Origin of the sequence: Pseudomonas sp. B1-22 (assembly GCF_050474425.1) — a bacterium.
Taxonomy (GTDB): Bacteria; Pseudomonadota; Gammaproteobacteria; order Pseudomonadales; family Pseudomonadaceae; genus Pseudomonas.
On sequence record NZ_JBCHVH010000005.1, the window covers coordinates 567,656 to 580,644 of the forward strand.

Genomic DNA, 12,989 nt, shown 5'->3' on the forward strand with positions numbered 1-12,989 from the left:
GTCCCCGGGTTATGGCATAGTCGGACATAAAATTGTGACTTTCGGTCAGATTGTCCGACGAGGATTGCGATGCCTGCCACTCCACACTGGTCGCCGCGCCGCAGCGCCGTCAGCGTGCAACTGCTGACGCAGTTCGGCCTGGACCATGGCTTGAACCTGGAACAATGCCTGGGCGATACCGGCCTGGACATCGGCGTGCTCGCCGATCCCGGCGCGGAAGTGGACGCCGAGCAGGAGCTACGCCTGGTACGCAATCTGACCCGGCACCTGGGGCATATCCCCGGGATCGGCCTCGAAGCAGGGCTGCGCTACCACCTCAACACCTATGGCATCTGGGGCTTCGCCCTGCTCAGCAGCGCCACCTTCCTCAGCGCCGCGCGCCTGGGGCTGCGCTACCTCGACCTGACCTACGCCTTCCACCGCATGCGCCTGGAGGAGCACGACGGCGAGGCGCACCTGGTGCTGGACGACGACGCCATCCCGGAGGACCTGCGCGACTTCCTGATCGAGCGCGACGGCGGCGGCGTGCTGCGCATCCAGCGCGACCTGACCAACCAGCCGGCACCGGTGCGTCACGTCAGCTTCCGCCGCGAAGCGCCCGGCGACGTGCAGCCCTACATCGACGAACTGGGTGTCCGGCCGCTGTTCGGCCAGGCGGAGAACCGCATCATCTTCGACAGCCGCATCCTCGAACTGCCGCTGCCCGGCGCCAACCCGGAAGTGGCGTTGCGCTGCGAGGAACAGTGCCGCGCCCTGCTCGCCCGGCGCCAGGTACGCACCGGGCTGTCCGGGCAGATCCGCGACCGCCTGCTGGCCACGCCCGGACGGCTGCCGGACATGGAGCAGATGGCCTCGGCAATGCACATGACCTCGCGCACCCTGCGCCGCCGCCTGGACGCCGAAGGCAGCAGCTTCCGCGCGCTGGTGGACGAGGTGCGCCAGGCCCTGGCCGAGGAGTTGCTGGCCACGGGCGTGATTCGTCTGGAGGAGATCGCCGAGCGGCTCGGCTATGGGGAAGTGTCGAACTTCATTCATGCCTTCCGCCGCTGGAAAGGCGTGTCGCCGGGGCGTTTCCGCCGGGGCTGAGCACCAGGATCAGAAAACGAGTTTGTAGCCGATCGAGGCCAGCATCACCGCCAGGCAGGGACGCAGCACGCCGTCCGGAACACGGCCGGCCAGGTGGCTGCCGATGTAGATGCCCGGCAGCGAGCCGATCAGCAGGTAGCCGAGCAGGCCCCAGTCCATGTTGCCCATGCTGGCGTGGCCGAGGCCGGCGACCAGGGTGAGCGGTACGGCGTGGGCGATCTCGGTGCCTACCAGACGGCGGGTGGCGAGGAAGGGATAGAGCACGAACAGCGCCACGGTACCCAGCGCGCCAGCGCCGATGGAGGTCAGCGCGACCATGGCACCGAGGACGGCGCCGGTGACGACGGTCAGGGAATTCAGCTTCGGGCCGCTGAAGTGGAAGCTGTCGCCGGCGTGGCGCTGGGCGAAGGCCAGCGCCTGCTTCTTGAACAGTACGGCCAGCGCAGTGAGCAGCAGGACGACGCCCAGGGCATGCTTGATGATGCTGTTCATCGCCGCCGTATCGGCGTGCAGATTGTGCAGGAACAGCAGGGTCAGCGCCGCCGCCGGCACGCTGCCGAGGGCGAGCCAGCCGGTGATGCGCCAGTCGATGTTGTCGTTCTTGCGATGAACCAGGACACCGCCGGACTTGGTGATGGCGGCGTACAGCAGGTCGGTGCCTACCGCGGCGGCAGGATTGATACCGAACCAGAGGAGGATGGGGGTCATCAGCGAACCGCCGCCGACGCCGGTCATACCAACGATAAAGCCAACGACAAGACCCGCGATCACGAAACCGATATTGCCAACTTCCATCTACGCGTCCTGACTGGCGAAACTGATCACCTCGTGGTGTGGGCGGCAGGATAGCGACTTTTCTTATAATGCATTAGACCGATGTGGTCTTACTTTATAACTTGTTTTCACCTGAAGCCCGGTTGTGCTTTTCCGCGCCGCGCCGTCTGGAACGCCGCCCGGGGCTTGACTGTAGGAGCGGACTCCGTCCGCGATGGCCCCACGCGGAAGCTGATCGCGGACGAAGTCCGCTCCTACGGGGGAATCGGAGCGCTTTCCGCACTCGCACCCGGCCCCAAAGAAAAAGGGGCCCGAAGGCCCCTTTTGCGCTTACCCGGCAATCACTTCGCGTCAGGCTTGCCGTCCACTACACCGGCGGTGTTGTCCAGCAGGCTCTTGGTCGCGGTCTGGATGAAGGACTCCAGGCGCACGCGTAGGTCTTCCTGGTCCGGCGCGTTTTCCACACGGGTCACGCCGAAGTCCTTGCCGACCTTGTAATCGTAGACGCGGATGTCGCCTTCCTTGGGTTTGATCAGGATGCGGTTGCCGTTGATGATCGCCACCACCTGCTCGCTGCCGGAGGGCTTGATCACGCCGATGCCCTTGTCGCCTTCGGGCAGATTCAGCAGGTCACGGCCCCAGCACTGGTGGCGGGTCTCGCCGCCCAGGCGGCCCATGATGGTCGGCACGATGTCGATCTGGGTGCCGACGGTGTCGCGGGTGGCGCCGAACTTCTCCTGGATGCCCGGAGCGATCATCAGGAAGGGCACGTTGAAGCGGAACAGGTCCATTTCAGTCAGCTGCTCGGGCGCGCCGAAGCCGTGGTCACCCACCACGATGAACAGGGTGTCCTTGTAGTACGGCGACTTCTTGGCCTTCTCGAAGAACTGTCCCAGCGCCCAGTCGGAATAGCGCATGGCGGTCAGGTGCTCGTCGAGGCTGCCGTGGCCGGTCACGCGCTCCACCGGCAGGTCCTTCGGCAGTGCGTAGGGCACGTGGTTCGACAGGCTCTGCAGCAGGGCATAGAACGGCTTGCCGGTTGCATCGAGCTTGTCCAGTTCCTCGTTGCCGCGGGCGAACATGTCCTGGTCGGACACGCCCCAGGTCGGGTCGGAGAACACCGGGTTCACGTAGTCGTTGCGGCCGATGAAGGAGGTCATGCCCTGGTTGGCGAAGAAGCCGGACTGGTTGTCCCAGGCGAAGTCGCCGTTGTAGACGTAGACGTCCTCGAACTTGCGCGCCGACAGCAGTTGCGGCAGGCCGGAGAACTTGTGGCCACCCTCGGGCGTCTGCATCAGGTATTCGAAGCCCGGCAGGTTCGGGAAGCACGCCATGGTGGCGAACATGCCCTGGTGGGTGTGGGTGCCGTTGGAGAAGAACTGGGTGAACAGCAGGCCTTCCTTCGAGAGCTTGTCGAAGTACGGCGTGATGTTGCCCTCCCCGCCCAGCGCGCCGACGAAGTGGCCGGCGAAGCTTTCCAGCAGGATCACCACCACGTTCTTGATCGGCAGGGTGCCGTCGGCCGGCGGGGTGTAGTCGCGGCGGACCGCCGCTTCGTCGGCATCGACCAGCTTGTCGGACGGCATTACCAGCATCTTGCGCACGGTCTCGCGGGCCTGCTCATCGGGCAGCGTGGCCTTCCAGATATTGTCGCGATCCTCGGAGAAGCGGCTTTCGGCGGCCTTGATCAGGGTCAGGGTACCGTTCAGGCCCAGCTGGTTGGCGAACATCGAGTCGGTGGTGAAGGCATCGCCCCAGCGCAGCGGCGGGCCCTGGCGCAGGGTGCCACGGGCGGCGACGACGCAGACTGCCACGACCGCCAGCATGACCACGGCGCGAACGTACCAGGCGGCAATCGCCGGGCCGGAGGCGCTCGGACGGGTCGCGCGGTCGATGCCACGGAACAGCATGTACAGCAGCCAGGTGGCGAAGGCCCAGGCCAGCAGGTAGCGGACCACCGGATAGCCGTACCAGATCATGCTCATGACCGTCTTGGGATCTTCGGCCATGTACTGGAACACCAGGCTGTTCAGGCGCTGGTGGAATTCGCGGTAGAAGTCCATCTCCAGCACGCCGAGGAACAGCGTCAGACTCGCGGTTGCGGTCAGCCAGGCCTTCCACAGCCAGCGCCAGCCCATGGCACGGGCGCTGGCGGTAGCGAAGACCACCGGCGCGATGATGTAGACCACCACGCGAATGTCGAAACGCATGCCGGTGATGAAGGCCTCGACGAAGGTGGAGGCCGGCGTGCTGCCCACCAGCTCGCGGTTGTAGATGAACAGCGCAAGACGCAGCAGGGAGAACATCGCCATCAGCGCAAGAACGCTGAGCGCAGTGAACGCCAGATGGCTGGAGACGGTGGGCCGCGTGAGGCTCGCACCGTTCTGGCGATTGGTCAGGACTTCTGGTTGGCCCATTTCTAGGTTCCGTTGTGAACGTGTGGGTTCGAAGGAGCGCCGCCCGTGCGGGGCCCTGCGTGAGCGCGAAAACTGCGGCATTACAGCGTAAAAGCAGTGGCCGCGCATTCTATTCGGCACCGCTGCAGCCGACATTAAGCCGATGCGGACAATCGTTTCGGAATGATACGAGCACCAGGCGACAGGGCTACGACCGCCAGACGGCGGACACAGTGCCGCACGGCGGGTGAAGAAACTGTCATGACTGACCGTTGGTCACCGGATCGGCGCCGCTCCCCGAGTCGGGAAGCGGCGCCGGGCAGCACGCGGGCGATGGCGAAGCGGCTGTCAGTCGTTGGCCGGCTTGCCGATGGCCTGCAGCACGTACTGCGGCAGGGCGAAGGCGCCCTGGTGGATGGCCGGGTTGTAGTAGCGGGTCTGGATACCGCTGGCGGAGAAGCGCTGGGCCAGGGTGGCCGCGTCGACCTTACGCAGCGCCGGGTTGGTCGAGCCCCAGGCGAAGGTCATCGAGCCGCCGATGTAGGTCGGCACGGCCGCCTGGTAGAAGTGCCAGTCGGCGAACAGACCGTTCATGCGGCCGGCGGTATTGCGCACCGTGTCCAGTTGCATGAAGGGCGTGCCGTTCTGGGTCACCAGCACGCCGCCCTCGTTCAGGCAGCGGTGGCAGGCCTGGTAGAAGTTTTCCGAGAACAGCACCTCGCCCGGACCGATGGGGTCGGTGGAGTCGGAGATGATCACGTCGAACTTCTCCGTGGTGGTGGCGACGAAGCGCATGCCGTCGTCGATCACCAGGTTCAGGCGCGGATCGTCGAAGGCGCCCTGGGAGTGGTTCGGCAGGAATTCCTTGCACATGTCGACCACGGTGCCGTCGATCTCGACCATGGTGATGTGCTCGACGCTGGCGTGCTTGGACACCTCGCGCAGCATGCCGCCGTCGCCGCCGCCGATGATCAGCACGCGCTTGGCCGCGCCGTGGGCGAGGATCGGCACGTGGGTGAGCATCTCGTGGTAGATGAACTCGTCGGCCTCGGTGGTCTGGATCACGCCGTCCAGCGCCATAACCCGGCCCATGCGGGCATTCTCGAAGATCACCAGGTGCTGGTGTTCGGTGCGCACCTCGTGGAGCATCCTGTCGACGCTGAAACGCTGGCCATAGCCGTCGTAGAGGGTTTCCTGGTAATCGTGCATGGGGTGGGCTCCCGTCGGGACAAGACAATAGGAGGGGACGGCCGGGCCGCCCCGAAAGAGGCGCGCATTCTACGTGGCCGACGATGACAGGTCGAACCCCGTTGTCGGCCAGGCTCACAGCCGGGCAGTTTGAAAGTCAGCGCCGGGACGACAGCCGAAGCCACAACAGGTAAGGTCGCTGCATGAAAAACGCATCCCCGACACCCCGGATCATCCGCCTGCCCTATCGCGCGCCGTGGGACTGGCAGCAGTTCCACGGCCACTTCGCACTGCGCAGCCTGGCCGGCGTCGAATGCCTGTCGGCCGACCGCTACGCCCGCAGCGTGCGCATCGGCGATGAGAGCGGCTGGTTCAGCGTGCGTCCGCTGGAAGATAGCGCCGAGCTCGAGCTGGAAATCCATCTCGCCCCGCAACACGCAGAAGCGCTGGCGGCGCGGGTGCGCAAGATGTTCGACCTGGACAGCGACCCCGGCCATATCGCCGAACACCTGGGCAGCGACCCGCTGCTCGGCCCGCTCATCCTGCAGGCGCCAGGACTGCGCCTGCCCACCGCGTTCGATCCGTTCGAACAGGCGGTGCGCGCCATCGTCGGCCAACAGGTCACGGTGAAAGCCGCGGTGACCATTGTCGGCCGGCTGGTGCAACGCCTGGGCGAACCACTGCCCGGTGAAACCGAGGGCCAGCCGAGCCGACTGTTCCCCACGCCCCAAGCCCTGGCCGATGCCGACCTCGCTGGTATCGGCATGCCTGGCAAGCGGGTGGAAACCCTGCAACGCTTCGCCGCCGCCTGCGCCAGCGGCACCCTGGCGCTGCACGTGGAGGATGGCGCCGAGGACCTGGTGAAGCGCCTCTGCGCCCTCCCCGGCATCGGCCCCTGGACCGCCGAGTACGTCGCCCTGCGCGCCTTCGGCGATCCGGACGCCTTCCCCACCGCCGACCTGGGCCTGCTCAAGTCGCCGGTCTGGGGCGCCGAGGGCATCACCGCGCGCGACCTGCAGCGTCGCGCCGAAGCCTGGCGGCCATGGCGCGCCTACGCCGCCGTCTATCTGTGGCACGCCTACTCCCAGGGTGGCCGCACCGGAGGATGACCATGCACTACCGCTACCACGACAGCCCCACCGGCCGCCTGCTGCTGGCCGGCGACGAAAGCGGCCTGCGAATGCTCTATATGGACCTGGAAACCCGCCACTACCCCGAGTCGGACTGGCAACAAGGCAGCCCGCTGCTGGACGAGGTGGCCCGACAGCTTGACCAGTACTTCGCCGGTAAGCGCCAGCGCTTCGAGGTTCGCCTGAACACCGGCGGCACCGAGTTCCAGCGCCAGGTCTGGCAGGCGCTGCTGGAGATTCCCTACGGCTATACCACCGTCTACGCGGAACTGGCGCGACGCATCGGCCGGCCCAAGGCAATCCGCGCGGTGGGCGCGGCCAACGGCGCCAATCCCATCAGCATCATCGTGCCCTGCCACCGGGTGATCGGCAGCAACGGCAGCCTTACCGGTTACGCCGGCGGCCTGCCGCGCAAGGAACTGCTGCTGCGCCTGGAGGGCGCCATCGAGAAGGGCTAGAAGTCGAAGGCGGTCTGCGCCGACTGCGGATCCTCGAAGCCTTCCAGCGCGAGCATGCGCAGCTTCGAAGTGCTGCCGCCCGGCGCGGAGAAGCCACCGGTCCTGCCGCCGCTGGCCAGCACGCGGTGGCACGGAATGATCAACGGAATCGGATTGCTGCCCATCGCCTGCCCCACCGCGCGGGCCAGGCCGACGTCGCCCAGGCGGCGGGCGATCTCGCCGTAGGTCGTGGTATCACCGCGACCGAGTTGAAGAATGTCGTCATAGACGCGGCGGTGGAAATCACTCACCGCCGACAGGTCCAGCGGCAGGTTTTCGAAGGACACCGCTTCGCCCCGCGCGTAGCCCAGGATCAACTGGCGCGCTTCGTCGATGAACGCCGGCCAGTGGGCGGTCTCGGTTCCGAGTTTGTCGAAGCGTTCGCGCAGGGAGTGCACGGAGTCACCCGGCAGATAGGTGCGCACGATCCCCTGCGGGCTCCAGGCGAGCCCGAACCAGCCGAGGTCTGTTTCGATCAGGCAGTAATGCATCGGTCGAGTCTCCGCCGCCGCGCCCTATCCCGCAAGCCTTTCGCCGGCCAGCATGACCTCGCACCAACGGCGCAACTCGGCGCCGATGGCGCTGGCGGGGTCGCCCTTGCGCTCGAAGGCCCACCACAACTGCGCGCCCTGCCACTGGCTGGCCATCAGCCGGCCGAGTATCGGCTGCCTGTGCGGATCATCGCTCAATCGCCGCCCCAGCGCCTTGGCCAACGCCGCGCCCCACTGCGCGCCGCGCTCGCGCAGCAGCGGATCGCGCATGTCCTCGCGCAGGATCAGCAGGCCTTCCGCGTAATCGGTCTCGCCCTCGCCCACCGGGAACATCGCCACCAGCATCTGCACCGCGCCTTCCGGGCTCAGCTCCGCAGTCTCGTCGAGCTGAGCGGTCTGCGCATCGAGCTGGTCCCACGCCCGCAGCAACACCGCACGCAGGAACTCGGCCTTGGTGGCGTGGCGCTGCACCAGAGTCGCGGCGGACAGCCCGACTTCGCGTCCCACGGCAGCGAATGTCACCGCCTCCGGGCCTTCGCGCACCATCAGCGCCATGGCGGCGTCGAGTATCGCTTCGTCGCTGACTGTCTTGGTTCGTGCCATGCAAGCCTCTTTTATAAATGAACATTCATTTATATATTTGGGCGAATCTTATCGGAGGAGATTCATCATGGCCAGGATTCTCGGCTACATCGCCAGCAGTCTCGACGGCTACATTGCCACCCCGGAGCACGGGCTGGACTGGTTGTTCAAGCACGACAAGCTGGAACTGGGCGAGCACCACTACGACCTGTTCATCCAACGCATCCGCACTCTGGTCATGGGGCGCGGTACCTATGACTTTCTCGAAGCCGACCCCAGCCCCTGGGCCTATGGGGAACAGCGGGTGCTGGTAGTGACCTCACGTCCCATCGAGAACCCGAAAGGCCCCCTGGAAACCCGCAGCGATATCGACGCGCTGGTGGCGGAGTTGCGAGCGCTGGAGGACGGGGACGTGTGGATGCTCGGCGGCGGTCAGTTGCAGATGGCCTTCCTGGAGCGCGGGGCACTGGATGAGCTGGAAATCTATGTGATGCCGGAGATCATCGGCGGCGGCGTGCCGCTCTTCCCTGCCACGGGGTTGCGGGTGTCGCCGACGCTGGTCTCGGCGAAGACCATCGAGCCCGGGTGCGTGCGGTTGCATTATCGGTTTGGTTGAGGGGGTAGCCGGTTGTTACGGAGTGGGTGGAGGGATTTCGCGGACAAGGGCTAGGCGCCCCCGTCTCTCCTACGGGGAATGCCGTGCCGTGCGGTTCGCGAGCAAGCTCGCTCCTACGAAGAGCCCATATCTCCGGCTTTGGGTTTTGCTCTGAAGACTTCCAGTGAAACATCCGCGCACTCCGAGCGCCCCTTCAGGAGGCCGAGTGGAATCGGAGTTTCAGGGGTTGAGCGGCATGGATGCCGCGAGAGCGTCGTTGGGCCATGGATGGCCCGTCGACGCGGGCCCCTGAAACTTCGATGGAGCGAGGGAACCCCGGCGAAGCCGGGGCCGGATGATGGGGCAAAGACCTTTGGTTACTTTCTGGCGTTTGAGAAAGTAACTCGCCCGAGGGGGCGAAACAAAAGCGATCAGCACACGCCGAAGCGGCGCAGAAAACACCCAACCCCAAAACGGCGGATAACGCCTTAGACGTTATTCGCCCTACCAAGAGCAAGAGCATCGCGGACGAAGTCCGCTCCTACGGGGAGCGCGGCATTTGCATGTCCGCGTGCCCGGACAAACAAGTGAAACTCAGCTCCGCGCCTGACTCCGTGGCCCGGCGAACGCCCAGACGATCAACCCCAGCACCGGCAGCACGGCGACCACCAGAATCCAGATGATCTTCTTCGGAATCTCAGCATTGCTTCGCGCCACATTGAGAATGGCCCAGATGTCCACGACGAAGATGACCAGGGCGATCAGGTCGCGCAGGAAGCCCATATTCAAGATCCCTCTATGAGAAAGTTGGTCCGAATATGATAGCGTCCCGCGCCCCCGCAGCGCGAGAGCCGGTTCAGGCTCGCGCAGGGTCGATCAGCGCGAAACTCGCGACCGTTTCATGGCCTTCCAGCACACCACCCTCGCGGGCCAGGCCGGTGGTCTGCATGCCCGCCTGCTGCGCGGCATCCAGTTCCTGCACCACGTCGGAGAGGAAGAGGATTTCCTCGCCCGGCAGGCCGATGGCGGCGGCGATGCGGCGGTAGGACTCGGCCTCGCGCTTGGGCCCGCTGGTGGTGTCGAAGTAGCCGGAGAACAGCGGCGTCAGGTCGCCCGCTTCGGAGCAGCCGAAGATCAGCTTCTGCGCCTGGATCGAGCCGGAGGAATAGACGTACAGCTGGTAGCCCTCGGCGTGCCAGCGGCGCAGCGCGTCCACGGCGTCCGGGTAGACGTGGCCCTTGAGCTGGCCGGCGCGGTAGCCCTGCTCCCAGACCATGCCCTGCAACGCCTTGAGCGGCGTGGCCTTGCGGTCTTCGGCGATCCAGCCCAGGAGGATTTCGATGCAGCGCTCGGTGTCGGCGCTCGCCTCGCCGCTGTCGACGCGCACGGCGGCCAGTTGCTCGGCCACGGAGGGCTCGCTGGCGTGCTCGCGGACGAAGTCCGGCAGATGCGCGGCGGCATAGGGGAAGAGCACGTCGAAGACGAAGCTGACCGCGCTGGTGGTGCCTTCGATGTCGGTGAGGATGGCTTTGATGGGCATGGAAACTCCAAGGGTCCGCCCCTAGTACAGGCGGGGGATGTGGCTGTAGGAGCGAGCTTGCTCGCGAACAGATTCCGTAGCGGGGGTCGTTCGCGAGCAAGGACTAGGCGTCCCCCTCGGCCCTACGAAAAGCAACGAACTCCCTGCAAAGCAGTGGCTACTGCGCTTCAGTCTTCCAGCAACGGAAACCGCTTGGCGATCTCGTCGCCGGTGAACTTGGCGACCCAACCCTCGGCATTGTTGAACAGGCGGATGGCCACGAAGTGCGGCCGCTCACCCATGTCGAACCAGTGGCGGGTGCCGGCGGGCACCGAGATCAGGTCGTTCTTCTCGCACAGCACGGCGTAGACATGATCCTCGATGTGCAGGGTGAACAGGCCGCGCCCGGCGACGAAGAAGCGTACTTCGTCCTCGCCATGGCGGTGTTCGTCGAGGAACTTGGCGCGAAGTTCGTCCTTCTGCGGGTGATCGGCATTCAGGCTGACCACGTCCACGGTGACGTAGCCCTCCTCGTCCTGCAGCCGGCGAATCTCATGCTGGTAGGCGGCGATCACCTCTTCCTGGCTGGCGCCGGGGGCGATGGGCGCGTTGGCCGCCCAGCGCTGGAAGCGCACGCCAACTTCATTCAGGGTCGAGGCGATATCCTCGGCATGGGTCAGCAGCTTCAGGGGCTGCTCGGGATTGGACTCGTGGTAGACGGTCAGGCTGCTCATGGTCGCTTCCTCAGGTCGTCGGATTCGCTCAGCGCGTGCCGCCGCGAAGGCTCAATACTTTCAGTTCGCATTCGAAGAGGAATTCGAAGGCTTCGATCTGGCGCAGGGCATCGGCCATGCGTGGCCCCCAAGTGTACAGGCCGTGGCCGCGGATCAGGTAACCGGGGCAGTCCGGATGGGCATCCAGCCAGGGCTGCACCTTGGCGGCCAGGCGGGCGATGTCCTGGTCGTTGTCGAAGATCGGCACCGTCACGCGGCCTTCATGGGTGGTGACGCCGGCGAAGGCCTTCTGCAGTTCGTAGTCTTCCAGCTCCAGGCGGTCGCCGACGGTCAGGCGCGACAACACGGTGGCGTTGACCGAATGGGTGTGCAGCACCGCGCCGATCTCCGGGCGCCAGGCGTAGAGCTGAGTATGCAGCAGGGTTTCCGCCGAAGGCTTCTTGCCCGGCTCCAGGCTGTTGCCGGCGAGATCGGTTTCCAGCACGTCATCGACGCCCAACTGGCCCTTGTGCTTGCCGGAAACGGTGAGCAGCGCGCGGTCGGCGGCCAGGCGCGCCGAGTAGTTGCTGCTGGTGGCCGGCGACCAGCCGCGGCCATAGAGGAAGCGCCCGGCTTCGATGATCTGCAGGGTCAATTGTTCGCGGGTGTCGTTCATGCGGGTCCTCGTTCAAAGCCTGTTAACGATCTGCTGCGCGTCGGCAGAGCTGCGTTAAAAACAAGCTCAAAATGCTCATTTACCAACTGTAAACTGCGCTTTCTCGCCTGTTTTTGCCTTGCTCTGCTCTAGCTCGCGAGATCCTGAACAGGCTTTCAGACGGGTCCAGATGATGAAGGCGGCGGCCAGCGCGGCCACGCTCGCAATGGCGAAAGTCCAGGCCGGGCCAAGGCTACCCCAGCTGTAGCCGGAGTAAAGCGCGCCGAGCGCGCCGCCGGTGCCGGCCAGTGCGGCATAGAGCGCCTGGCCTTGTCCCTGCTGGCGCGCCTGGAAGCTGCGCTGGACGAAATGAATAGCGGCGGCGTGGAAGCTGCCGAAGGTGGCGGCGTGCAACAACTGGGCGAACAGCAGCACCGGCAGATGCCCGGCCAGCGTGCCCAGCAGCAGCCAGCGCAAGGCCGCCAGCAGGAAACTCGCCGCCAGCACCTGGCGCAGGGAAAAGCGCTGGAGCAGGCGCGGCATGACCAGGAACAGCAGCACCTCGGCCACCACGCCGAGCGCCCAGAGCTGGCCGATCAGCCCGCGCGCGTAACCGAGCGCTTCCAGGTGCAGGGTCAGGAAGGTGTAGTACGGGCCATGGGACAACTGCATCAGGCACACGCATAGATAGAAGGCGAGCACACCGGGCTTGAGCAGTTGCTGGAGAAAACCGCCGGCGCTGGCCTCGTCGTGGCGCGCCGGGGGTTGAGCATTCGGCACCCAGCAACTCGCGCCAATGATGCCGAGCATGATCGCCAGGAGCGCCAGCGGGTAGGTATCCAGGCTGGCGCGCTCGAACAGCCAGCCCAGGCCGACCACGGTGCAGATGAAGCCGATGGAGCCCCACAGGCGGATGCGGCTGTAGCTTTCGGTGCGCCCGCTCAGGTGCGCCAGGGTGATCACTTCGAACTGCGGCAGCACCGCATGCCAGAAGAACGCATGCCCGGCCATCACCAGTGCCAGCCAGGCGTAGCTGTGGCCGAGGAAGATGCCGGCGAAACACACCGCCGTGCACACCGCGCCGAAGCGCACGATGGCCAGCCGCTGGCCGCTGCGATCACCCAGCCAGCCCCACAGGTTCGGCGCCACGCAGCGCATCAGCATGGGAATGGCGACCAGCTCACCGATGCGCGCGCTGGAGAAGCCCAGGTGATGGAAATACAGCGCGAGGAACGGCGCCGTCCCGCCCAGCAGGCAGAAGTAGAAGAAGTAGAAACTGGACAGACGCCAGTACGGAAGAGCAGCCATAAGCGGCAAGCTTAAAGCTGCAAGCAAAAGCCGGAGCTCCGGCTTGAGGCTTGCA

14 protein-coding genes are annotated in these 12,989 nt (G+C 65.7%); 4 read left to right on the forward strand and 10 right to left on the reverse strand.

From position 1 onward, the window contains the following. The first annotated feature begins 69 nt into the window (after positions 1 to 69). A complete protein-coding gene (locus ACQ5BL_RS21455) occupies positions 70 to 1,086 on the forward strand; it encodes an AraC family transcriptional regulator (protein WP_243807005.1) in 1,017 nt (338 codons plus the stop codon). Between the two features lie 9 nt (positions 1,087 to 1,095). Here ACQ5BL_RS21455 and ACQ5BL_RS21460 read toward each other — a convergent pair whose 3' ends face one another. The 3 genes from ACQ5BL_RS21460 to speE all read right to left on the reverse strand — a co-directional run bounded on the left by ACQ5BL_RS21460 (position 1,096) and on the right by speE (position 5,465). Beyond that, entirely contained in the window at positions 1,096 to 1,881 is a 786-nt protein-coding gene (locus ACQ5BL_RS21460; protein WP_243807006.1) for a sulfite exporter TauE/SafE family protein, read from the reverse strand. Positions 1,882 to 2,201: 320 nt separating this feature from the next. Further along, entirely contained in the window at positions 2,202 to 4,277 is a 2,076-nt protein-coding gene (locus ACQ5BL_RS21465) for an LTA synthase family protein (protein ID WP_243807007.1), read from the reverse strand. Positions 4,278 to 4,604: 327 nt separating this feature from the next. Beyond that, complete coding sequence (speE, locus tag ACQ5BL_RS21470) at positions 4,605 to 5,465, reverse strand: polyamine aminopropyltransferase (protein WP_243807008.1); 861 nt, start codon at positions 5,463 to 5,465, stop codon at positions 4,605 to 4,607. Between the two features lie 182 nt (positions 5,466 to 5,647). On the opposite strand from speE, the gene ACQ5BL_RS21475 reads away from it, so the two are divergent. Both ACQ5BL_RS21475 and ACQ5BL_RS21480 read left to right on the forward strand, forming a co-directional pair. Next, a complete protein-coding gene (locus ACQ5BL_RS21475) occupies positions 5,648 to 6,553 on the forward strand; it encodes a DNA-3-methyladenine glycosylase family protein (RefSeq protein ID WP_243807009.1) in 906 nt (301 codons plus the stop codon). Positions 6,554 to 6,555: 2 nt separating this feature from the next. Continuing rightward, entirely contained in the window at positions 6,556 to 7,032 is a 477-nt protein-coding gene (locus ACQ5BL_RS21480) for a methylated-DNA--[protein]-cysteine S-methyltransferase (RefSeq protein ID WP_243807010.1), read from the forward strand. Here ACQ5BL_RS21480 and ACQ5BL_RS21485 read toward each other — a convergent pair. Next, positions 7,029 to 7,562 carry a methylated-DNA--[protein]-cysteine S-methyltransferase gene (locus ACQ5BL_RS21485; RefSeq protein WP_243807011.1) on the reverse strand — a complete coding sequence of 178 codons (534 nt, stop codon included), beginning with the start codon at positions 7,560 to 7,562 and terminating at the stop codon, positions 7,029 to 7,031. The two genes, ACQ5BL_RS21480 and ACQ5BL_RS21485, sit on opposite strands and share 4 nt — an antisense overlap. A 24-nt stretch (positions 7,563 to 7,586) precedes the next feature. Further along, entirely contained in the window at positions 7,587 to 8,165 is a 579-nt protein-coding gene (locus ACQ5BL_RS21490; RefSeq protein WP_243807012.1) for a helix-turn-helix domain-containing protein, read from the reverse strand. 67 nt (positions 8,166 to 8,232) lie between these two features. Between ACQ5BL_RS21490 and ACQ5BL_RS21495 the strand changes: the two genes are divergently transcribed. Then, positions 8,233 to 8,760, forward strand: coding sequence for a dihydrofolate reductase family protein (locus ACQ5BL_RS21495; RefSeq protein ID WP_243807013.1), 528 nt, complete (start codon positions 8,233 to 8,235; stop codon positions 8,758 to 8,760). A 573-nt stretch (positions 8,761 to 9,333) separates the two neighbouring features. On the opposite strand, the gene ACQ5BL_RS21500 is transcribed toward ACQ5BL_RS21495, so the two are convergent. From ACQ5BL_RS21500 to ACQ5BL_RS21520, 5 genes are all read right to left on the reverse strand, one after another. After that, complete coding sequence (locus tag ACQ5BL_RS21500) at positions 9,334 to 9,522, reverse strand: PLD nuclease N-terminal domain-containing protein (protein ID WP_207887189.1); 189 nt, start codon at positions 9,520 to 9,522, stop codon at positions 9,334 to 9,336. A gap of 73 nt (positions 9,523 to 9,595) precedes the next feature. Next, the gene (gene mtnC, locus ACQ5BL_RS21505) at positions 9,596 to 10,279 is read right to left on the reverse strand and encodes an acireductone synthase (protein ID WP_243807014.1); all 684 of its coding nucleotides are present in this window, start codon (positions 10,277 to 10,279) and stop codon (positions 9,596 to 9,598) included. Between the two features lie 167 nt (positions 10,280 to 10,446). Then, positions 10,447 to 10,992, reverse strand: a complete 546-nt coding sequence (locus tag ACQ5BL_RS21510) for a 1,2-dihydroxy-3-keto-5-methylthiopentene dioxygenase (RefSeq protein WP_243807015.1) — start codon at positions 10,990 to 10,992, stop codon at positions 10,447 to 10,449. A gap of 28 nt (positions 10,993 to 11,020) precedes the next feature. Beyond that, positions 11,021 to 11,647, reverse strand: a complete 627-nt coding sequence (locus ACQ5BL_RS21515; RefSeq protein WP_243807016.1) for a methylthioribulose 1-phosphate dehydratase — start codon at positions 11,645 to 11,647, stop codon at positions 11,021 to 11,023. A 75-nt stretch (positions 11,648 to 11,722) separates the two neighbouring features. Further along, positions 11,723 to 12,934 (reverse strand): MFS transporter, encoded by a 1,212-nt coding sequence (locus tag ACQ5BL_RS21520; RefSeq protein ID WP_243807017.1) that lies wholly within the window; start codon positions 12,932 to 12,934, stop codon positions 11,723 to 11,725. Between the last annotated feature and the right edge of the window lie 55 nt (positions 12,935 to 12,989).